Raw genomic sequence first — 21410 nt, forward strand, 5'->3', positions numbered from 1 at the left:
GGAGCGACGGGAAATATGAGCAGCAGCTGGGACATCCGCGTCACCGACACCTCCCTGCGGGACGGTTCGCATCACAAGCGGCACCAGTTCACCGGTGACGAGGTCCGGGCCATCGTCGGCGCCCTCGACAGCGCCGGGGTCCCGGTCATCGAGGTGACGCATGGCGACGGACTCGGTGGGTCTTCGTTCAATTACGGGTTCTCGAAGGTGCCGGAGCAGGAACTCATCTCGATCGCCGTCGACACGGCGAGGAACGCGAAGATCGCGTTCCTGATGCTGCCGGGGCTGGGCATCAAGGACGACATCATCGTCGCCCAGGACAACGGCGCGTCGATCTGCCGCATCGCCACGCACTGCACCGAGGCGGACGTGTCCATCCAGCACTTCGGCCTGGCCCGCGACCGCGGTCTCGAGACCGTCGGCTTCCTGATGATGGCGCATTCGATTCCGCCGGAGAAGCTGGCCCGGCAGGCCCGGATCATGGCCGACGCGGGCTGCCAGTGCGTGTACGTCGTCGACTCCGCGGGCGCGCTCGTGCTCGAACAGGTGTCCGACCGCGTCGAGGCGCTGGTCCAGGAACTCGGCGCCGACGCCCAGGTGGGTTTCCACGGGCACGAGAACCTCGGCCTCGGTGTGGCGAACTCCATCGCCGCGGTCCGGGCGGGTGCCAAGCAGATCGACGGCAGCACACGGCGATTCGGGGCCGGGGCCGGAAACGCACCGGTCGAGGCGTTCGTCGGCGTGTGCGACAAGATCGGCGTCAAGACGGGCATCGACTTCTTCGCGATCGCCGACGCCGCCGAGGACGTGGTGCGTCCGGCGATGCCCGCCGAATGCCTCCTCGACCGGCAGGCGCTGATGATGGGGTACGCCGGCGTCTACTCGAGCTTCCTCAAGCACGCCGAACGCCAGGCCGAACGGTACGGCGTCTCGTCGGCCGAACTCCTCGTCCGCGCGGGCAAGCGCAAACTCGTCGGCGGCCAGGAAGACCAGCTGATCGACATTGCCCTCGAACTGCAACGCGAGCACCTGTGAGTACTTATTAACCGCCTGCGGTTAATAAGTACTCACGGTCAGCGGGCGGTCTCCCACAGCCCGACGACGTTGCCCTCGGAGTCGGTGAAGTACGCGGCGAAGCCCATGTTCCCGACGGGAGTCCTGCCGGTGACGGTCTTCCCGCCGAGGGATTCGACCTTCTCCAGGGCCGCGTCGATGCTCTCGACGTCCACGGTGACCACGGGGGAGGTCACCTCGCCGCGCTGCATCATGCCGCCGTTGATGTACCCCGGCTCGTCGGGCATGCCGCTCTCGCCGACGGGGCCGGTGGTGACCATGCTGTAGTCCATGTCGGGGATTTCGGCGATGGCCCACCCGAATGCGTCCCGATAGAACGCTCGTGCGCGGTCACCGTCGTCGAAGGGGATCTCGAAGTGCACGATTCGACCTGTCATGGCACGCCTCCGGGGTTCGGCTGACGCCGCCGCGTCCGACGGCTCATTCCAGCGTAAGCGCCCGATATGACATTCGTGCAGACAGACTGCACTGATGTCACATCGGGCGATCTACCCGGGCGCGACGGCGCCGACGACTATTCGACGCGATCCCGCACGTCGATGAACCCCTCCATCACCGCGTGGTTGATGCTGTCCCACAGTCGTGGACACCCCTCCCGGAGTGCGGTGGACTGCCCCTCGCCGACGGCGTCCCGGAATGTCGGGCACGTCTTCGCCGGGTCGTCCGTCCACTGGACGCTCGTGTGCTCGAGGCTGTTCTTGCGCACCAGCACACAGGTGCCGCACGTGCGGCACTCGACTTCGTTCATACCGTCGTCGAGGTAGGTGGCCTTGTCGGCCACCGTCTGCGCATGAATGGCCTCGAGCCGCGCAGGCTGCCCGGCGAAGTCGGGAGCTTTGGCCCATTCGGTCGAGGCACTCATCGTCAGACCTGCGCTTCCCTGTTCTCACGTTCGGCCTTCTGCCGGGCCAGGTTCTCGTCGACCTCGTGCTGCCAGGCCTCGTTGGCCTTGGTGGTGTCGACCTCGAATTCGAAGCGCTGCGTCATCTTGTCGGTGACGTCGGCGACGTCGACGTAGAACTGGTCGTACCAGCGTCGCAGCTGGTAGACGGGACCGTCTTCGTCGCACAGCAGGGGGTTGTCGATCTTGGTCTTGTTCTTCCAGATCTCGACGTCCTGCAGGAAGCCCTCGGCGATGCCCTCGGTGAACTTTGCGGCCAGCTTGTCGGCCGTCTCGTCGTCGATGCCGGTCGGCTTCTTGACGGTGACACCGTATTGGAGCACGAACGAATTGTTCGTCACCGGGTAGTGGCAGTTGATGAGGACGCTCTCGACCTCGTACCCGCCGTAGCTGTTCCACAGCGGGTTGATCATGTAGGACGGCCCGTAGTACGCGGCCTCGGAGCGCAGCAGCGACTCCATGCCGTACTGCGTCGCCATCCCGACGTCGGGGCGGCCCTTCGTGTTGAGGTACTGCGTCGCGATGTGGCCCTCGAAGACGTTCTTGAAGTACGTCGGGAACGCGTAGTGGATGTAGAAGAAGTGCGCCATGTCGACGACGTTGTCGATGATCTCGCGGCAGTTGGAACCCTCGATCAGCATCGAGTTCCAGGTCCAGTCGGTCCATTCGTCGCTGTAGGCGCCCTCGATGCGGGGGATGGTCACGTTCTCCGGCGGGGGATTGCCCTCGGGGTCGTTCCAGACGAACAGCTGACCGTTCTGCTCGAGGGTGGTCCAGGCCCGGGTGCGGGCGATCGGAGGAACCCGGCGTGCGTAGGGGATGCTGGTGCACTTGCCGTTGCCGCCCCAGCGCCAGTCGTGGAACGGGCAGGCGATGGAGTCGCCCTTCACGGTGCCCTGCGACAGGTCGCCGCCCATGTGCCGGCAGTACGCGTCCAGAACCTTCAGTTCGCCCTTGCTGTCGGCGAAGACTACGAGTTTGGTGCCGAATGCCTCGATCGAATGCGGTTTGCCGTCCTTGAACGTCTTGGTCAAACCGAGGCAGTGCCAGCCACGCGCGAAGCGGGTCTGGACCGTGCCCACATCGATCTCGCGAATCTGCGCCATTGTGCCCTCACATCCCTTCATACTGTTAGTAGAACACGTTATAGAACTTCGTCCCGATCCGCCAGATTATCGAGGGACTTCTTCCAGACCCGGGCCGTCAAACAGCGCCTTTGCTGCTATCTCGACATAAATGGGAACGTGTTCTAGTCTCAGAAGACAAGTGAACCATCGAACGAGACAGGAGCGTCCTGTGGGTGACCATGACAGTCACGAGGTGATGCAGCGGCTCGACGCACTACTGCCGACGCTGCGTGAGCGGGCGCAGGAGACCGAGGATCTCCGTCGCATCCCCGACGATTCCATGAAGGCGCTGCAGGAGACCGGGTTCTTCCGGTTGCTCCAGCCCGAACAGTGGGGTGGCTACCAGGCGGATCCGGTGCTGTTCTACTCCGCCGTGCGGAAGATCGCGAGCGCCTGCGGTTCCACGGGCTGGGTCTCGTCGATCATCGGTGTCCACAACTGGCACCTCGCGCTGTTCTCCCAGCAGGCCCAGGAAGACGTGTGGGGCAACGACACCGACGTCCGCATCTCGTCGTCGTACGCACCGATGGGCGCCGGACAGGTCGTCGACGGCGGATACACGGTCAACGGCGCGTGGGCCTGGTCGTCCGGCTGTGACCACGCCACCTGGGCGGTGCTCGGCGGACCGGTCATCAAGGACGGCCGCCCCGTCGACTTCGTCAGTTTCCTGATCCCCCGGGGGGACTACCGGATCGACGACGTATGGAACGTCGTGGGGCTCCGTGGAACCGGCAGCAACACGGTGGTGGTCGAGGACGTGTTCGTCCCGACGCACCGCGTCCTCAGCTTCAAGGCGATGAGCACCCTCACCGCTCCCGGGCTCCAGCGCAACACCGCGCCCGTCTACAAGATGCCCTGGGGAACAATCCATCCCACCACCATCTCCGCACCGATCGTCGGGATGGCGTACGGCGCGTACGACGCGCACGTCGAGCACCAGGGAAAGCGCGTCCGCGCGGCGTTCGCCGGTGAGAAGGCGAAGGACGACCCGTTCGCCAAGGTCCGCATCGCCGAGGCGTCGAGTGACATCGACGCCGCCTGGCGCCAGCTGTCCGGCAACGTCGCCGACGAATACGCGCTGCTCGTCGCCGGCGAGGAGGTCCCGTTCGAGCTGCGGCTGCGGGCCCGCCGTGACCAGGTGCGGGCCACGGGCCGTGCCATCTCGTCGATCGACAAACTGTTCGAGAGCTCCGGCGCGACCGCGCTGGCCAACGGAACACCGCTGCAACGCTTCTGGCGCGACGCTCACGCCGGACGCGTCCACGCGGCCAACGATCCCGAGCGCGCCTACGTCATGTACGGCACCGGCGAATTCGGTCTGCCCGTCACCGACACGATGGTCTAGGAGAACCCGTGACGACTACCGAAGAGGCCCTCACGTTCGAGTCCACCTCGAAGTTCGCCCAGGTCCGGCCGGACCTGACACTGCACTACCACGAGGCCGGCGTCGGCAACGACACCACGATCGTGCTGCTGCACGGCGGCGGGCCGGGCGCTTCGTCGTGGTCGAACTTCGCCAGGAACATCCCGGTTCTCGCCGAGAAGTTCCACGTCCTCGCTGTCGACCAGCCGGGATACGGGTTGTCGGACAAACCGACCGAGCACCCACAGTACTTCGTGCACAGTGCGTCCGCGTTGAAGGATCTGCTCGACACCCTCGACATCGGCGGACGCGTCCACCTGCTCGGAAACTCCCTCGGCGGCGGTGCAGCAGTGCGTTTCGCGCTGGACTACCCGGACCGCGCGGGCCGGCTCGTCCTCATGGGGCCCGGCGGGCTGAGCGTCAACCTGTTCGCCCCCGACCCCACCGAGGGAGTGAAGAACCTCGGCAAGTTCGGCTACGCGCCCACCCGGGAGAACCTCGAGGCGTTCCTGCGGATCATGGTGTTCGACCAGAAGCTGATCACCGACGAACTGATCGACGAACGGTTCGCGGCGGCAAGCACTCCCGAGTCGCTCGCCGCGGCGAAGGCGATGGGAAAGTCGTTCTCCTCGGCCGATTTCGAGCTCGGCATGCTGTGGCGCGACGCATACAAGCTGCGCCAGCGCGTGCTGCTGATCTGGGGTCGCGAAGACCGCGTCAATCCGCTCGACGGCGCGCTGGTGGCGCTCAAGCTGATCCCGCGGGCGCAGCTGCACGTCTTCGGCGGGTGCGGACACTGGGCGCAGCTCGAGAAGTTCGACGAGTTCAACCGTCTGGCAACCGATTTCCTCCTGGACGGGGGTAAGTGATGAGTATTCGTTCGCTGGCGTACATGCGCATCGAGGCCACGGACATGGCCGCGTGGCGCGAATACGGTCTCAAGGTGCTCGGCATGGTCGAGGGCAAGGGGGCCGACCCGGACGCCCTGTACCTGAGGATGGACGACTTCCCGGCGCGCCTCGTGATCGTCCCCGGGGACCACGACCGGCTGTCGGTGTCGGGCTGGGAAACGGCCAACGCCGCGGAGTTGCAGGAGGTCCGCGACAACCTGTCGGCGGCCGGCGTCGCGTTCAAGGAGGGCACGGCCGAGCAGTTGCAGGACCGCAGGGTCGACGAGCTGATCACGTTCGAGGACCCGTCGGGCAACACGCTCGAGGCGTTCCACGGCGCGGCTCTCGAACACCGGCGGGTCGTCAGCCCGTACGGGCACAAGTTCGTCACCGGTGAGCAGGGCCTCGGGCACGTCGTCCTCTCGACCACCGACGACGAGGCGTCGCTGCACTTCTACCGCGATGTGCTCGGTTTCCGCCTGCGCGACTCGATGCGGCTGCCCCCGCAGATGGTCGGGCGGCCCGCGGACGGCAAACCGGCGTGGCTGCGGTTCTTCGGCTGCAACCCGCGGCACCACAGCCTGGCGTTCCTGCCGATGCCCACACCCAGCGGCATCGTGCACCTCATGATCGAGGTCGAGAACTCCGACGACGTCGGGCTGTGCCTCGACCGTGCGCTGCGCAAGAAGGTCAAGATGTCGGCCACGCTCGGCCGGCACGTCAACGACCTGATGCTGTCGTTCTACATGAAGACTCCGGGCGGGTTCGACGTCGAATTCGGTTGCGAGGGACGCCAGGTGGAGGACGAGAGCTGGATCGCGCGGGAGAGCACGGCCGTCAGCCTGTGGGGTCACGACTTCAGCGTCGGGATGCAGCCGTGACCGAGGTGACCGGGGACGGGGCCGTCACGGCCGAGGCGATCGATCCGCGACGGTTCCGGACGGTGCTCGGCCAGTTCTGCACCGGTGTCACCATCATCACCACCCTCGACGGCGGTGAGCCGGCGGGGTTCGCGTGTCAGTCGTTCGCGGCGCTGTCGCTGGAACCGCCGCTGGTGTTGTTCTGCCCGACCAAGACGTCACGGTCGTGGGCGGCGATCGAGCGCAGCGGCATCTTCTGTGTGAACGTCCTGTCCGAGGAGCAGCAGTCGACGTGCGCCCGTTTCGGGTCCCGGGAACCGGACAAGTTCGCGGGAATCGACTGGACGGCGTCGCCGCTGGGTTCGCCGATCCTCACCGGTTCGCTCGCCCACATCGACTGCTCGCTCGAGAGCGTGCACGACGGCGGCGACCACTGGGTGGCGTTCGGCCGGGTCTCCTCCCTGAGCGAGATCAGGGAGGAGCGGCCGTTGCTGTTCTACCGCGGCCAGTACACGGGCATCGAACCGGACAAGACGGTGCCCGCACCGTGGCGCGACGACCTCGAGGCGTTCCTCACCACGTCGTCGGAAGACACCTGGCTCTAGCGTTCTAGACGGCGACGCCGATGTACTTGGTCTCGAGGAATTCGTCGATGCCGGTGGTCCCGCCTTCGCGCCCGAGTCCGGATTCCTTCACGCCGCCGAACGGCGCCGCCGGGTTCGACACCACGCCCTGGTTGAGTCCGACCATCCCCGATTCCAGCGCCTCGCACACGCGGATGCCGCGCTTGAGGCTCTCGGTGTACACGTACGCCACCAGCCCGTACGGGGTGTCGTTGGCCCGTTCGACGGCCTCGGCCTCGGTCTCGAACGTGCTGATCGCGGCCACCGGACCGAAGATCTCGTTGTGGCACATCTCGGCGTCGTCGGGCACGCCCGTGAGCACCGTCGCCGGGTAGAAGTTGCCCGGCCGGTCGAGTGCCGCGCCGCCGGTGAGCACCGACGCCCCGCGTTCGACGGCATCGGCGACGAGGCTGCCCACCTTGGCGACGGCGGCCTCGTCGATGAGCGGTCCGACGACGACGCCGTCCTCGGTGCCGCGACCGACCGGCAGCGCCTCCATCCGCTGGGTGAGCTTGCGGGTGAATTCCTCGGCCACCGAACTGTGCACGAGGATGCGGTTGGCGGCCGTGCAGGCCTGGCCGATGTTGCGCATCTTCGCGGCCATGGCGCCGTCGACGGCGTCGTCGAGGTTCGCGTCCTCGAACACGAGGAACGGCGCGTTGCCGCCGAGTTCCATGGACGTGCGCATGACCGTGCGGGCGCACAGTTCGAGCAGATGCTTCCCGACCTTCGTCGAACCGGTGAACGACAGCTTGCGGGCCCGGCCGTCGAGGATCAGGGGAGTGATCACCTCGTCCGGGCTGGACGTGGTGACGACGTTGACGACGCCGTCCGGAAGTCCGGCCTCGGTGAGGATGTCGGCGAGCGCCAGGATCGACAGCGGAGTCTGCGCCGCCGGTTTGATGACGGACGTGCAGCCGGCGGCGATCGCGGGCCCGATCTTGCGGGTGCCCATCGCCATCGGGAAGTTCCACGGGGTGATGAGCAGGCTCGGCCCGACGGGCTGTTTGGTGACGAGGAATCGCGACCCGCCGCCCGGCGCCGTCATGTAGCCGCCGTCGATACGGACGGCTTCTTCGGCAAACCAGCGGAAGAACTCTGCGGCGTAGGCGATTTCGCCGCGGGCCTCGGTGAGTGGCTTGCCCATCTCCAGTGTCATGACGAGCGCGAGCCGGTCGACGTTCTCGAGCAGCAACCGGTGCGCGTTCATGAGGATGGTGCTGCGCTCGCGGGGGGTGGTGTCCGCCCACGACGGTTGCGCCGCGACCGCTGCGTCCAGCGCCTCCCGTGCCTCCGACGCGTCGGCGTCGGCGACCGTGCACAGGATCTGTCCGGTGGACGGGTCGTGGACCGGCATGGTGCGGGCGCTGTCGCGCCATTTGCCGCCGATGAAGAGGCCGGTCTGTACGGATGCGATTGCTGCTTCCTCGAGCATGGTTACTCCCGATTCTCCGTTGCCGAAGTGACGTGGCCCATGTTATACAGATTGTTGACAATCTGACAATGCACTTGCCGACATTCGGCGGCGTCTACGCGTGGGAGGGTTCTCGTGACTCGGTTATCTCCACTGCTCGCACAGGCCACACCCGTGACGGTCGATCACGGAGAAGGCTGCTACCTCTACGGCACCGACGGTCGCCGCTATCTCGACTTCACCGCGGGCATCGGCGTCACCAGCACCGGGCACTGCCACCCGCACGTCGTGGAGGCCGCGCGCAGGCAGGTCGGCTCCCTCATCCACGGGCAGTACACGACGGTCATGCACCAGCCGATGCTCGAACTCGTCGATCGGCTGGGGTCGGTGTTGCCCCCGGGACTCGACTCGCTGTTCTTCGCGAACTCGGGAAGCGAGGCCGTGGAGGCGTCGCTCCGACTGTCGCGGCAGGCAACCGGCCGCCCCAACATCATCGTGTTCCACGGCGGATTCCACGGACGCACGGTCGCGACGGCGACCATGACCACGTCCGGCACCCGGTTCTCGGCCGGCTTCAGCCCGCTGATGGGCGGCGTCCACGTGGCCCCGTTCCCCAACGCCTACCGCTACGGCTGGTCCGAGGAAGAGGCGACGGCGTTCGCGCTGAAGGAACTCGACTACATCTTCGCGACGCTCACCGCGCCGAACGAGACGGCCGCGTTCGTCGTCGAACCCGTCCTCGGTGAGGGCGGCTACGTGCCCGGCAACACCGCGTTCTTCCAGGGACTCCGCGAGCGTGCCGACAAGTACGGCATCCTGCTCGTCATCGACGAGATCCAGACCGGATTCGGCCGCACCGGCAAATTCTTCGGGCACCAGCACTTCGACGTCCGGCCCGACATCATTACCATCGCCAAGGGGCTGGCCAGCGGGTTCCCGCTGTCGGGCATCGCGGCGTCCGAGGAACTCATGGCCAAGGGCTGGCCGGGGTCGCAGGGCGGGACGTACGGCGGCAACGCCGTGTCCTGCGCGGCCGCGGTCGCGACGCTCGAGGTCATCGAGAAGGAAGACCTCGTCGCCAACGCCGCCGCCCGCGGCATCCAGCTGCTCGAGGGTGCGAGGCAAAAGGCCATCGAGGGGATCGGCGACGTCCGCGGCCTCGGACTGCTGGTGGGCAGCGAATTCACCGCCGCCGACGGTAGCGCGGACCGTGCGAAAGCGGCTGCGGCGCAGCAACTGGCCGCGAAGAAGGGGCTGCTGTTGTTGACCTGCGGCGCCCACATGAACGTGGTACGGATGATTCCACCGCTCATCGTCACGTCGGAACAGATCGAGGATGCCCTGAAGATTTGGTCCGAGGTTCTCGACGAAGTGTGACCCGCACCTGTGAGTACTTGTTAACCGCGGGCGGTTAACAAATACTCACACGCTCCGAAGGAGGCATCATGGCTCGCTACATCACCATCACCCTGGACAAGCGCGGCGTGACGTGCCGCGCCCGGCTCCTCGACGAGGACGCGCCGCTCACCTGCGACGCGGTGTGGGACGTGCTTCCGCAGAGTGGCGACGCGTACCACGCCAAGTACGCGCGCAACGAGGTGTACACCCTCATCCCACGGATCACCGCGGCGCCGCGGCGGGAAAATCCCACCGTCACACCGATTCCCGGCGACGTGTGCCTGTTCGACTTCGAGCCCTGGGAGATCGGCAACTCCGCCTACGGGTACGAGCCGGGCTCCGAGGCGCACGCCGCGCAGGGCGCCACCGACCTCGCGATCTTCTACGGCCGCAACAATCTCCTGCTCAACGGCGACGTCGGCTGGGTGCCGGGCAACGTGTTCGCCGCCATCGAGGAGGGACTGCCGGAATTGGCGGCCGCGTGCAACGACCTGTGGATGCGCGGGGTCGAAGGCGAGACGATGAGCTTCGCCCGAGCCTGACGTCGGCGCGACCGGTCCAGCGTGTGCGAGATGGCCCTCGACGGGCGCCGGATCGTCCACCACCATCGGACGCTATGAAGCTGGACATCTATCAGATCGACGCGTTCGCCGCCGGACCCTTCGAGGGCAACCCGGCGGCGGTCATGCCGCTGACCGACTGGCTGGACGATTCGGTTCTCCAGCAACTCGCCGAAGAGAACAATCTGTCCGAGACCGCGTTCTACACGGCGCGGCTACCCGACGACGCGAGCCCCCACGACCCGGCCCACCCGGCCTATCACCTGCGGTGGTTCACCCCCGCCGTCGAGGTGGACCTGTGCGGCCATGCGACGCTCGCCGCGGCCGCGCAGATCTTCGAGGACGTGCACCCGGACGCCGACCGCATCCAGTTCTGGACGCGGAGCGGGTGGCTGCACGTCGACCGGGGACCGGACGGGACACTGGTGATGGATTTCCCCGCCGAGCCGCCCGTCCCGGCCGACGCCGACCCCCGGATCGTCGCGGCGCTCAACATCCCGGTGCGGACGTGCCTGAAGGCCACCGACCTCGTGTTCGTCGCCGAATCCGAAGACGACATCGCGTCGATGACCCCCGACTTCGCCGTGATCAGCCCGCTGAAGGTGCGGGGCATCGTCGTCACCGCGGCGTCGGACACGGACGGAGTCGACTTCGTGTCGCGATGGTTCGGCGCCGCCGCCGGGGTTCGGGAAGATCCGGTGACGGGGTCCGCGCACTCACAGATCGCGCCGTACTGGGCCGGCGTCCTCGGCCGCAACAGCCTTGTCGGACGCCAACTGTCGGCGCGGGGAGGAATCGTGCGCTGCGAGGTGCGCGGCGACCGCGTTCACCTGTCCGGGACATACCGGCGGTACCTGAGGGGAACCGTCGAGTTCTAGCTGAAGACCTCCGAATACAGCGTCTCGATCTGGCCGGCGGTGGGCACGACCGGATTGTTGCCGGGCGATCCGGACGCCAGCGCCTGCTCGGCCATCAGCGGGATGAGGCCGTCCCAGGCGGCGCGGTCGATGCCGTACGCGAGCGGCGTCGGGACCTTCAGGTCGTGACACAGCGTGGTGAGGGTCTCGACGAGGAACTGCGCGGCGACGGAATCGCCCGCCGATTCCGGTGCCGCCCCGAACGCCCGCGCGCAGTCGGCGTAGCGGCTCTCCGCTCCCTGCACGGAGAACGCCGTGATTGCGGGCAGCAGCATCGCGTTCGACAGTCCGTGAGCCACATGGAAATGCGCGCCGATCGGCCTGCTCATTCCATGCACCAGCGCCACGCTCGAGTTGGAGAACGCCATGCCGGCCTGCATGGATGCGACCATCATCGCTTCTCTCGCGGTGCGGTCTTCACCGTCCGCGTACGCCGTGCCGATGTGCTTGCCGATGGTGCGGATCGCGGCGAGCGCGAGTCCGTCGGTGAACGGCTGGGCCTTCCTGCTGACGTACGCCTCGATCGCGTGGGTGAGCGCATCGATCCCGGTATCCGCGGTCAGCCGCGGCGGCATCGACATCGTGAGTTCGAAATCCACGATCGCGGCGATCGGCAGGAACGAGAGCCCCGGACACAGCATCTTCTCGTCGGACGCGCTGTCGCTGATGACCGTGAATTGCGTCGCCTCGGAGCCGCTGCCGGCGGTGGTCGGGATCGCGATGATCGGCAGCGCCTTCCCGGTGTACACGTGAGGTGCCTTGTACGCGCGCATCTCGCCGCCGTTCGCGGACAATACTGCCAGTGCCTTCGCGGTGTCCATCGGACTGCCGCCGCCGAACCCGATCACCGAATCCGCCCGGTGCTCGGCGACGATCCGCAGCCCGTCCTCCAGCGAATCGGTGGTCGGGTCGGGCACGGTGCCGGAGAACAGTGCCGGCTCCTTGCCCGCCGACCTGAGGAGGGTCATGATCCGGTCGGCCGCGCCGGTGCCGGTCAGATACGAGTCGGTGACGAGAACGGGCCTCTGCAGGCCCAATTGGTCGACAACCGAGCCGATCTCGTCGACTGCTCCGGCCCCGATCCTCGCGAAACGGGGGAGTGAGAGTTGTGCGGTCATGGGAGAGGTTCCTTAGTTGTTCTGGGGGAAGCCGAGGTTGAGGCCGCCGTGGCTGGGGTCGAGCCAGCGGGTGGTGACGACCTTGCCGCGGGTGAAGAAGTGCACACCCTCGGCGCCGTGGGCGTGGCTGTCGCCGAACAGCGAGTTCTTCCACCCGCCGAAGCTGTAGTAGGCCATGGGGACGGGGATGGGGACGTTGATGCCGACCATGCCGACCTCGACCTCGTTCTGGAACCGGCGGGCGGCGCCGCCGTCGTTGGTGAAGATGGCGGTGCCGTTGCCGAACTCGCTGGAGTTCACCAACTCCAGGGCCTCGTCGTAGGAGTCGACTCGGATCACGGACAGGACGGGTCCGAAGATTTCGTCGGTGTACACGGACATGTCGGTGGTGACGTGGTCGATCAGGGTCGGTCCGAGCCAGAACCCGTCCTTGCCGCCGTTGGGCTGCACCTGACGGCCGTCGACGACGATGGTGGCGCCGTCGTGTTCGCCGGCGTCGATGTAGGAGGCGACCTTGTCGCGGTGCACCTTGGTTACCAGCGGTCCCATGTCGGAGTCTTTGGTGCCGTCTCCGATCTTGAGGGTGTCGGTGCGCTGTGTGATCTTCGCGACCAACTCGTCGGCGATGTCGCCGACCGCGACCAGGGCGCTGATGGCCATGCAGCGTTCGCCGGCGGAGCCGAAGCCGGCGTTGACCATGGCGTCGGCGGCGAGGTCGAGGTCGGCGTCGGGGAGGACGATGGCGTGGTTCTTCGCGCCGCCGAGGGCTTGGACGCGTTTGCCGTGGGCGGTGCCGGTGGCGTACACGTACTGGGCGATGGGGGTGGAGCCGACGAAGGAGATGGCCTTGATGGCGGGGTTGGTGAGCAGTTCGTCGACGGCGGTCTTGTCCCCTTGGAGGACGTTGAACACCCCGGCGGGGAGGCCGGCTTCGGCCCAGAGTTCGGCCATCCAGATGGCGGCGGTGGGGTCCTTCTCCGAGGGCTTGAGGACGACGGTGTTGCCGGCGGCGATGGCGACGGGGAAGAACCACATCGGGACCATGGCGGGGAAGTTGAACGGGGAGATGATCCCGACCGGGCCGACGGGCTGGCGGATCGAGGCGACGTCGACGTTGGTGGAGGCGTTTTCGGTCATGCCGCCCTTGAGCAGGTGCGCGATGCCGCAGGCGAATTCGACGACCTCCTGGCCGCGGGACACCTCTCCCAATGCGTCGGAGACGACCTTGCCGTGCTCGGCGGTGATGATCTCCGCCAGCTCGCCCTTACGCTCGTTGAGCAGTTCCCGGAACTTGAAGATGATCTGGGTGCGCTTGGCGAGGGAGGTGTCCCGCCACGCGGGGAACGCCGCGGCGGCGGCGTCGATCACCGCGCGGGAATCCTCGACGCTGGCGAGGGCGACCTGACCGGTGACGGTGCCGGTCGCCGGGTTCGTCACCGGAGCGGTGTCGACGCGCGTTCCGGGGTAGGTCTTGTTGTTGAGCCAATGCGAGATGACGGCCATCGGGGTTCACTCCTGGAAGTTCGGGGGGTGCCTCCGAGTCTGGTCTGGCAACAATGCCTGCGTCAACGAGTAATCTGGCATTGGAAACTGCAAAAATGCCGGGGAGGTGCGGGCCGTGTTCACCGCCGACAACATGCGCTATCTGCTCGAACTGTCGCGGACGGGTCGTCTCGCGGATGCCGCGAAGCGTCTCGACGTCGACCAGACCACCGTGTCACGCCGAATCACCCGCCTGGAGAAGGACACCGGGACGCGACTCTTCGACCGCGGCGCGTCCGGGTGGCAGCTCACCGAGGCCGGCCGACGTCTGGTCCCGTACGCGGAATCGGTGGAATCGACGCTGCTCGCGGCCCTCGACGTGACGTCGTCCGCAGCTCCGGGCGCCCTGACCGGGACCGTCCGGATACTCACTCCCGACGGGTTCGGGGCGTTCGTGTTGGTGCCCGGCCTGGCCGCGGTACGCACCGAGCATCCGGACCTCTTCACCGAACTCGTCACGTCCACCACGCACGACGTGTTGACGGGCCGGGACTTCGACATCGCGGTGACGCTCGAACGCCCGTCCCCCCGGTCTGTCGTGGTCCGCAAACTCGCGGAGTACGATCTTCGTCTCTACGCCTCGCGGCACTACCTCGACACGCACGACGCCATCGCCACGATCGACGACCTGCGTACGCACACGCTCATCTGGTACGTCGACGCGTTCCTGGACGTCGAACCGCTGCGGATCCTCGATCGGCTTCTGCCGGACTTCCGGGCGCAGATCCAGACCAACAACATCGCCGGCCACTACCAGGCGGTGAAGCACGGCGTCGGGATCGCGCCGCTGCCGAGCTACATCGGGGCGCTCGACGAGGATCTCGTGCCGATTCTCACCGACGACTTCATCGCCCACCGCACCTACTGGCTGGTGGTGCCGCGGGAGTTGACGCGACTCGCGCGGGTCAAGGCGATCACCGAGGCGCTCTACGCCGTCGTCGACGGCAATCCCGAACTACGCGGCGCGGCAGGGTGACTCACCGATCGGCGGGGGCGGGTCCGGAGCTCTCGCGGACGACGAGTTCGGTGGGGAGGGTGATTTCCCGTCCCGTCCCGCCGCCGATGATGTCGAGCAGTAGTTGCGCCGCCTCTCGGCCCTTGTCGACGAGTGGTTGCCGGACCGTCGTGAGTCCGGCCGCACGGGCCGCGGGAATGTCGTCGAAACCAACGACCGACAGATCCTCCGGAACTCGCAGTCCACGTTCCTGGGCGACGTCGATCGCTGCGAGGGCCAGCAGATCGGACGCGGCGACGACGGCGGTCACGGGTCCGGAGTCGAGCAGCGTCTCGACGGCGGTGCGTGACAGTTCGTAGTCGAACCCGCCCGCTTCGACGACGACGGCGGACGACCACGGCACGGTGTGTTTGCGGCAGGCAGACGCGTATCCGGCGAGGCGTTCCTTCATCACGTGGTCACGGGCGGCTTTGATGCGGGCGGCGTCCACGGGTCCGCCCTTGCCGTCGGGCACGAGGCGGTCGACGAGAAACCCGACCCGCCGGTGCCCGAGTGACAGAACGTGCTCCGCGATCTCCTTGGCGGCCTGCCGATCCCGGATTCCGACCCGCGGCAGTCCGCCCGGATTGGGACCGTCGATGACGACGATCGGCAGCCGGCGGCTCATCGCCGTCTGCATCCCGGGGTGGCCGTCCGGCATCGCGTACGCGAGGAAGCCGTCCACCGCGCCCCGCACGAGGACGCCGGAACCCTCGGCGACACGGGTCGACTCGAGTGGGCAGGGCAGCAGCGTCAGCGCGACCTCGGCGAGTTCACCGACCTCCGAGATGCCCTTGAGCAACTGCGAGGTGGCGGGATCGTCGAACGCGTAGCGCAACGAGTCGGTGATCATCAGCCCCAGCGCACCGACCTGCCCGGTGCGGAGATTGCGGCCCGCGGGGTTGGGTCCGGCGTAGCCGAGTTCGGCGGCGACCTGGAAGATGTGGGCGCGCCGGGCCGCCGACAGCTTGTGTGGCTGGTTGTAGGCGTATGAGACCGCGGCCTGCGACACGCCTGCCGCGCGGGCGACGTCGTGCATCGTGGTCACGAATGCCGATCCTCTCCGTCGCGCGGTTGTCGAGCCCAGCTTATCGGCCGGACCGCCCCCGCCGTCCGGGTGTCAGCTCGCTCTGGCGACGACACCGTCATCGCTCTCCTCACACCGGTCGAGGAGAACGGGCTTGCCCATGACGTTGCGTGCCGCGACTGCTGGTCCGTGACGGTCAACTGTCCCCGCCACGACCCGAGGAACGTCCACGTCCACGACATCAGCGTGGACAGGCGGCTCCGGAAGCCGACGACGTAGACGACGTGGACGGCCAGCCACAGGATCCAGGCCGGCAGCCCCGCGAGTTCGATGCCTCCGACCTTCACGACGGCGTTGAATCGCGAGACCGTCGCCATCGACCCCTTGTCCCGGTAGCGGAAGGGGGCCCGGTCGGACGGTGGGCCGCCGTCTGGGATCTGCTGCGCCGCGTAGCGGCCACCCTGGATTGCGACCTGCGCGACCCAGGGAAGGCGGTCGCGGGCCATCATGTCGCCGATCACGAACACCTCGGGGTGTCCCGGGACCGTCAGGTCCTCGCGGACGGCGATCCGCCCGGCGCGGTCGAGTTCGGCTCCCGACTGCTCGGCCAGCTGCCTGGCCAGCTCGGCGAAGTGGTCGTTGCCGAAGTACGACTGCCGGGCAGCGGCCGATACGATCAGGCTGTCGTACCCGGTGGTGGTCGTTCTGCCCTGATGGGTCGACGTGATGGTGCGCCCGGTCAGGTCGATGTCGGTGACGTCCCCGAGCATCACCGAGGCGTTCGACTGCTTCTTCGGCACCATCCGGGTCGACGGTGCGATCTCGCCCTCGGACAGGATCCCCGTCGCCACCTGGTACAGCAGCGGCTGGAACAGGTGGTGACTGGTGCGGTCGACGACGAGCACGTCGACGTCGGCCCGGCGCAACGCCTTCGCGGCGAACAGACCGCCGAATCCGGAACCGATGATCACCACGCGACGACGTGCCACGGTGCGGGCAGAAGTATTCATGACAAGGCTCTTCCCGGATCGCGCCTATCGCCATCCGCACTGTTGGTGGGTGAGGCGTGCCGCCCGACACCCGGGGTGTCGGGCGGCACGGTGGACACGACGCACCGGGGACTCGAATGTCGGTTCAGGACCCAGCGTGTCGCGAGATCACCTGCAGGACCGGTGACGTCGTTGTCAGCTGCCCTGGATGCGGGTGATCAGATCTGTGAGGTAGGTGTAGCTCTTCTTCGCGGCGTCGAGGCCGCCGCACTCGACCGACAGGACGACGTCGTGGTCGGCCTTGTGCAGCGTGGTGACGATGCGTTCCCAGTCGATGACGCCGTCGCCGCAGGCGCAGCCGAGCATGCCACGGACCCTGCCGCGCAGTCTCTTCGCGTCCTCGACGCCGATGTCCTTGGCGTGCAGGTGCGTGACGTCCCCGACGATCCGGTCGAGCCACTCGTGCGGGTCGTTCTCGCTGAGGTAGCTGTTGCCGGTGTCGAGGTTGATCGTCAGCGCCGGGCTGTCGATCAGCGTCATGATCTTCTCCAGCCGCTCCGGGGTCGCGGTGTACTCACCGTGCGTCTCGATCGCGATCTTGATGCCGCGGGGTTCGGCCACCTTCGCCGCCTCCTGCAGGGTGTACCGCATCAGCGTGTAGTTCTCCGCCTCGGTGGTCCACGTCGGCAGCGGCCCGTCGTCGACCATGATCATCGGCGATCCGACCTCGGCCGCGTAGCGGATCGACTGCTTCAGGTAGTCGACGCTCACGTCCGGCTTGGCCAGCGGCGCATGGCTGGACAACGAGGAGATGCTCAGCCCACGCGATTCGGCGGCGTCCCGCATGATGAGCGGGTCGTCGAGCATCGACCGGGTGTGGAAATACCCGGCCGTGCTCAGCAACTCGCGGCCCCAGTAGACCATCGGCTCGACGTACTTGTAGCCGATCTCCGCGGCCCGGTCCATCGCCCAGTCGAACGAGCCGTTCTCGAAGCGCGCGAACTCCAGGTTCAGACCGAGCTTGATCTCACCCATGCCGGCCCCCGATCAGAATCCGCGCTGCGCGACGTAGTCGTCGCGGACCTCGCCGTGGTAGGCGGGGACGGTGATGTCCCACCACCCGGTCGGGTGCATCTCGGTCCACGGCAGTTCGTGGGCGCTCATCGCCTCGATGATGACCGGGCCCGGCGTCGCGAACGCACGCTCGATCGCGTCGGCCAGCTTCTCCGGGTCCTCGACGCGCTCGGCGCTGCAGCCGAGCGACTGGGCGAACCGGGTGATGTCGGCGAAATACGGTGTCCCGTCCAGGTTCTTCCACCCGGAGATGATTTCGCGTTCCTCACCGAACAGGCTGATCTGGAGGTCCTTGATCGCTTCCCAGCCACCGTTGTTGAGGACGACGATCACCAGCGGCACTCCGAGCATCGCGGCGGTCGCGATCTCGGTGCCGGTCTGGAGGAAGCTGCCGTCGCCGACCATGGCCAGGACCGGGGTGTCCGGGGCACCGATCTGCGCACCGATCGCCGCGGGCACACCGAATCCGATGCCGGAGAAGCCACCGGCCACGATGTTCGTCTTCGGGCCGTAGATCGGGAACTCGTTGAACGCCTGGTTCGCGGGGTTGGACGAGTCGGTGACCAGGATGCCCTCGCGCGGAAGGGCCTTGCGGATCTCGACCATCGCACGCGAGTTCGTCATCGGCAGGTAGTCGGTGGTGCGCATCGGCCGCAGGTGCTCGTCCCACTGCGTCTTGAGGTCCTGCAGTTCGGCGAAGTAGTCGGTGCTGCGGTAGTCGAGGGCCGGCCCCAGGTCGGCGAGTGCTTCCTGCAGGCTCCGCAGGGAGGTTTTCGCATCGCCGACGACGCCGACCTCGACGGGGTAGTTGCGGCCGATCTCGAAGCCGTCGATGTCGATCTGCACCAGCTTGGTGTTCGGGATGTCGAATGTGACGCCGGGACGGTACGACGACGTGATGCGGTCGCTGAACCGGCAGCCGACCGCGAGGATCACGTCGGCCGTGCGGGTCACGCCGTTGCCGGGGATCGACCCCATGTCGCCGCACGGCCACGCGTACAGGTCGTGGTCGGCGGGGAATGCGCCCTTGCCCTGGAAGGAGTGCGTCACCGGTGCTCCGAGGTGCTCGGCGACGGCCATCAGTTCCGCGGCGGCCTCGGCGTGGATGACGCCGCCGCCGGCCACGATGACGGGACGTTTCGCGCCGGCGAGCAGGCGTGCGGCCTCGGCGATCACGGCAGGGTCGCCGGTGGCCCGGGTGGCGGGTCTGCGGGCGCCGGTGTCGGGGGTGTAGTCGCCGTACTCGGCCTGCAGGTCCTGCGGGATGTCGACGAGCACGGGTCCACGCCGGCCCTCGTGCATGGTGTTGAACGCCTGCGCGAGCGCCACCGGAAGCTGTTCGAGGCGACTGGGCTGCCACCAGCGCTTGACGACGGGTTCGACCATGCGGGGAAAGTTGTTGCCGTGGGGGCGGTCGATCTCCTGGAGAACCCCGCGGTTCTCCATGTAGGTGTGCACGGCGCCGGTGATGAGGAGCATCGGCATCGAGTCGGCGAAGGCGGTCGCGAGACCGGTGAGGGTGTTGGTGGCGCCCGGTCCGATGGAGGTACAGATCGCGGCGATCTTCCCCGAGGCCCGGTAGTAACCGTCGGCCATGTGGGCGGCGCCCTGTTCGTGCATGGCCGGCACCAGTTCGATCTCGTCGGCGCGGTCGACGAACGCGTCGAGGAGCGCAGTGTTGCCGTGTCCGGGGATCGCGAAGACCTTCTCGACTCCCTCGCGGATGAGGAAGTCGACGACCATCTGTCCGCCGGTGAGTTGCTGTGTAGTCATGTCGGTGGTTCCTAGCTGTCGTGGGACGGGTTCAGGCGGATGCGGGTTCAGCCGGGGCGGTCCGGCCTGCGGTCGTGCGGTGCTGTGCGGTGATCGCCTCGGCGACGCGGAAGGCGTTGGCCGCGATGGACAGGGCGGGGTTCATCACGGGTAGCGACGGGAAGAAAGACGAGTCGACGACGTACAGATTGTCGACGTCGTGGGCGCGGCAGTCGGCATCGAGCACCGAGGTGGCAGGGTCGGTTCCGGCCCGCACGGTGCCGGCCTGGTGGGAGTTGACCTCGATGCCGGTGCCCTGGCTGAAGACGAACGGATAGCCGATCTTCCGGAGGATCTTGCGTACCTCCCGGACGAGGACCTCGTGGGCGCGAGTGTTGTTGGGGATCCATGCGATCTGGATGTTGCCGTCGTCGGTGAGCGTGACGCGGTTGTCCGGATCGGGCAGATCCTCGGTGAACAGCCACCAGTCCATGCTGCGGGCGGTGGCCTGGCTCAGCGCCCACTTGGGGATCAGCGGCCGCTGGCCCTTGATCATCTCGCCCTGCAACTTGCCGATGAGCTGCACGTGACCGAGTGGGTAGGGGTGATCCGCGGTGCCCTGAGCGTAGAAATCGTTGATGTACAACGTCTTCTGGAACTCGGACGTGTTCTTCTTCAGCGGGTTGATGCCGACCATGATGGAGTTGTTGTGCACCATGTAGTTTCGTCCGACCATGCCGGAGGAGTTGGCAAGACCGTCCGGGTGCGCGGCGTTCGCCGACCGGAGCAGCAGCGCCGCCGAGTTGACGGCGCCACAGGACACCACGACGGTGCGGGCGTCGACGACGAGTTCGGCACCGCGGTGCCGGAGTCGTACGCCGGTGGCCTGTTTCCCGGTCTCGTCGGTGAGGACGCGCTCGGCGTACGCGTTGGTCAGCAGTTCCACCGAGCCGGACGCAACGGCCGGCCGGACGCAGCGCACATCCGCATCCGACTTCGCCAGCAACCGGCAGGGGAATCCGTCGCAGGTCTGACATCGGATGCATCCGCCGCCGTCCCGCAGGTCGATGCCCAGTGGGATGTTCGACGGGGTGTACCCGAGACGCCGCAGTGCGTCGGCCGCCTCCTGCACCGGCGGCTCGTGACCGATGGCAGGGTAGGGGAACGGCTCGTCGCGGGGGAGCGTCGGGTCGTCGGTGTGATCGCCGTGAACCCGGTAGACCTCTTCTGCACGTGCGTAATACGGCGCGAATTCGTCGTACGAGAACGGCCACTCCGGAGATTCGCCGGCCTCGTGCTGCGTCGACTGGAAGTCTTCACGCCGGAACCGCACCAGCGACGAGCCGTACAGCTTCGTGTTCCCGCCCACGTAGTAGTACGTGCCGGGGCTGAACGGCCTGCCCTCGGTGTCGTACCACTGCTCGGCGTTCGCGTACCGGTGCCCCTCGAAGACATCCTGCGGGCTCCAGTTCTGCTTCTCCTGCGGCAGGAAGTCGCCGCGTTCGATCAGAAGCACGTCGACTCCCGAGTCTGCGAGCGCGTAGGCGAGCGTTCCGCCGCCCATACCGCTGCCGACGATGACGACGTCGTAGCCGTGTTTGCTCGGGCCTGTGGGCTCCCCCGCGGATGCGTCTCTCATGGGTCCTGCTCCTCGGTCGTAGAGAGTGGTGTCAACGTTCTGCCGGGCGGGTCGACACGAACCGGCAGTCGGTGATGTGGTTATACGTATAACTAAAGGTTAGCGGCAGCGTGGTGGATGTCAACCCCGCACGGGCGACTCGTCCTCG

Annotated in this window: 20 protein-coding genes; 9 read left to right on the top strand and 11 right to left on the bottom strand. The window is 67.2% G+C overall.

Annotation, left to right across the window (positions count from 1 at the left end):
• Positions 1 to 15: 15 nt before the first annotated feature.
• Entirely contained in the window at positions 16 to 1035 is a 1020-nt protein-coding gene (gene dmpG, locus ROP_RS22060; RefSeq protein WP_012691621.1) for a 4-hydroxy-2-oxovalerate aldolase, read from the top strand.
• 38 nt (positions 1036 to 1073) lie between these two features.
• Here dmpG and ROP_RS22065 read toward each other — a convergent pair whose 3' ends face one another.
• From ROP_RS22065 to ROP_RS22075, 3 genes are all read right to left on the bottom strand, one after another.
• A complete protein-coding gene (locus ROP_RS22065) occupies positions 1074 to 1451 on the bottom strand; it encodes a VOC family protein (RefSeq protein ID WP_012691622.1) in 378 nt (125 codons plus the stop codon).
• Between the two features lie 137 nt (positions 1452 to 1588).
• The gene (locus tag ROP_RS22070; RefSeq protein WP_012691623.1) at positions 1589 to 1936 is read right to left on the bottom strand and encodes a hypothetical protein; all 348 of its coding nucleotides are present in this window, start codon (positions 1934 to 1936) and stop codon (positions 1589 to 1591) included.
• A 2-nt stretch (positions 1937 to 1938) separates the two neighbouring features.
• Positions 1939 to 3081 (bottom strand): Rieske 2Fe-2S domain-containing protein, encoded by a 1143-nt coding sequence (locus ROP_RS22075; protein WP_043825132.1) that lies wholly within the window; start codon positions 3079 to 3081, stop codon positions 1939 to 1941.
• A gap of 190 nt (positions 3082 to 3271) precedes the next feature.
• Between ROP_RS22075 and hsaA the strand changes: the two genes are divergently transcribed.
• The 4 genes from hsaA to hsaB are packed head-to-tail and all read left to right on the top strand — an operon-like array spanning position 3272 to position 6820.
• Entirely contained in the window at positions 3272 to 4447 is a 1176-nt protein-coding gene (gene hsaA, locus ROP_RS22080; RefSeq protein ID WP_012691625.1) for a 3-hydroxy-9,10-secoandrosta-1,3,5(10)-triene-9,17-dione monooxygenase oxygenase subunit, read from the top strand.
• 8 nt (positions 4448 to 4455) lie between these two features.
• Complete coding sequence (gene hsaD / locus ROP_RS22085) at positions 4456 to 5334, top strand: 4,5:9,10-diseco-3-hydroxy-5,9,17-trioxoandrosta-1(10),2-diene-4-oate hydrolase (RefSeq protein WP_012691626.1); 879 nt, start codon at positions 4456 to 4458, stop codon at positions 5332 to 5334.
• Positions 5334 to 6236 (top strand): iron-dependent extradiol dioxygenase HsaC, encoded by a 903-nt coding sequence (hsaC, locus tag ROP_RS22090; protein WP_012691627.1) that lies wholly within the window; start codon positions 5334 to 5336, stop codon positions 6234 to 6236. The genes hsaD and hsaC overlap by 1 nt, the downstream gene beginning before the upstream one ends.
• Positions 6233 to 6820 (top strand): 3-hydroxy-9,10-secoandrosta-1,3,5(10)-triene-9,17-dione monooxygenase reductase subunit, encoded by a 588-nt coding sequence (hsaB, locus tag ROP_RS22095; RefSeq protein WP_012691628.1) that lies wholly within the window; start codon positions 6233 to 6235, stop codon positions 6818 to 6820. Before hsaC ends, hsaB begins: the two co-directional genes overlap by 4 nt.
• A 4-nt stretch (positions 6821 to 6824) precedes the next feature.
• On the opposite strand, the gene ROP_RS22100 is transcribed toward hsaB, so the two are convergent.
• Positions 6825 to 8273, bottom strand: a complete 1449-nt coding sequence (locus ROP_RS22100; protein ID WP_012691629.1) for an NAD-dependent succinate-semialdehyde dehydrogenase — start codon at positions 8271 to 8273, stop codon at positions 6825 to 6827.
• Positions 8274 to 8387: 114 nt separating this feature from the next.
• Here ROP_RS22100 and ROP_RS22105 point away from each other — a divergent pair, with 114 nt between their 5' ends.
• The 3 genes from ROP_RS22105 (at position 8388) to ROP_RS22115 (ending at position 11088) form a co-directional block, all read left to right on the top strand.
• Positions 8388 to 9629 (top strand): aspartate aminotransferase family protein, encoded by a 1242-nt coding sequence (locus tag ROP_RS22105; RefSeq protein WP_012691630.1) that lies wholly within the window; start codon positions 8388 to 8390, stop codon positions 9627 to 9629.
• 68 nt (positions 9630 to 9697) lie between these two features.
• On the top strand, positions 9698 to 10192 hold the full coding sequence (locus tag ROP_RS22110) for a DUF3830 family protein (RefSeq protein WP_012691631.1): 495 nt from the start codon (positions 9698 to 9700) through the stop codon (positions 10190 to 10192).
• Positions 10193 to 10266: 74 nt separating this feature from the next.
• Positions 10267 to 11088: a PhzF family phenazine biosynthesis protein gene (locus ROP_RS22115; protein ID WP_012691632.1), complete on the top strand. Its 822-nt coding sequence runs from the start codon at positions 10267 to 10269 to the stop codon at positions 11086 to 11088.
• Here the strand turns inward: ROP_RS22115 and ROP_RS22120 are convergent.
• Entirely contained in the window at positions 11085 to 12245 is a 1161-nt protein-coding gene (locus tag ROP_RS22120) for an iron-containing alcohol dehydrogenase (protein ID WP_012691633.1), read from the bottom strand. The genes ROP_RS22115 and ROP_RS22120 overlap by 4 nt on opposite strands.
• 12 nt (positions 12246 to 12257) lie before the next feature.
• The gene (locus ROP_RS22125) at positions 12258 to 13748 is read right to left on the bottom strand and encodes a CoA-acylating methylmalonate-semialdehyde dehydrogenase (RefSeq protein ID WP_012691634.1); all 1491 of its coding nucleotides are present in this window, start codon (positions 13746 to 13748) and stop codon (positions 12258 to 12260) included.
• A 115-nt stretch (positions 13749 to 13863) separates the two neighbouring features.
• On the opposite strand from ROP_RS22125, the gene ROP_RS22130 reads away from it, so the two are divergent.
• The gene (locus ROP_RS22130) at positions 13864 to 14763 is read left to right on the top strand and encodes a LysR family transcriptional regulator (protein ID WP_043826746.1); all 900 of its coding nucleotides are present in this window, start codon (positions 13864 to 13866) and stop codon (positions 14761 to 14763) included.
• Between the two features lies 1 nt (position 14764).
• Here the strand turns inward: ROP_RS22130 and ROP_RS22135 are convergent, their stop codons facing one another.
• From ROP_RS22135 to ROP_RS22155, 5 genes are all read right to left on the bottom strand, one after another.
• Positions 14765 to 15829, bottom strand: coding sequence for a LacI family DNA-binding transcriptional regulator (locus ROP_RS22135; protein ID WP_012691636.1), 1065 nt, complete (start codon positions 15827 to 15829; stop codon positions 14765 to 14767).
• Positions 15826 to 16818, bottom strand: a complete 993-nt coding sequence (locus tag ROP_RS22140) for an NAD(P)/FAD-dependent oxidoreductase (RefSeq protein ID WP_012691637.1) — start codon at positions 16816 to 16818, stop codon at positions 15826 to 15828. The genes ROP_RS22135 and ROP_RS22140 overlap by 4 nt, the downstream gene beginning before the upstream one ends.
• A gap of 174 nt (positions 16819 to 16992) precedes the next feature.
• Positions 16993 to 17832, bottom strand: coding sequence for a sugar phosphate isomerase/epimerase family protein (locus ROP_RS22145; protein WP_012691638.1), 840 nt, complete (start codon positions 17830 to 17832; stop codon positions 16993 to 16995).
• Between the two features lie 12 nt (positions 17833 to 17844).
• The gene (locus ROP_RS22150) at positions 17845 to 19644 is read right to left on the bottom strand and encodes a thiamine pyrophosphate-binding protein (protein WP_012691639.1); all 1800 of its coding nucleotides are present in this window, start codon (positions 19642 to 19644) and stop codon (positions 17845 to 17847) included.
• Positions 19645 to 19675: 31 nt separating this feature from the next.
• Positions 19676 to 21262 carry a GMC family oxidoreductase gene (locus tag ROP_RS22155; RefSeq protein ID WP_012691640.1) on the bottom strand — a complete coding sequence of 529 codons (1587 nt, stop codon included), beginning with the start codon at positions 21260 to 21262 and terminating at the stop codon, positions 19676 to 19678.
• Positions 21263 to 21410: the final 148 nt, after the last annotated feature.

The organism is Rhodococcus opacus B4 (genome assembly GCF_000010805.1).
Classification (GTDB): domain Bacteria; phylum Actinomycetota; class Actinomycetes; order Mycobacteriales; family Mycobacteriaceae; genus Rhodococcus_F; species Rhodococcus_F opacus_C.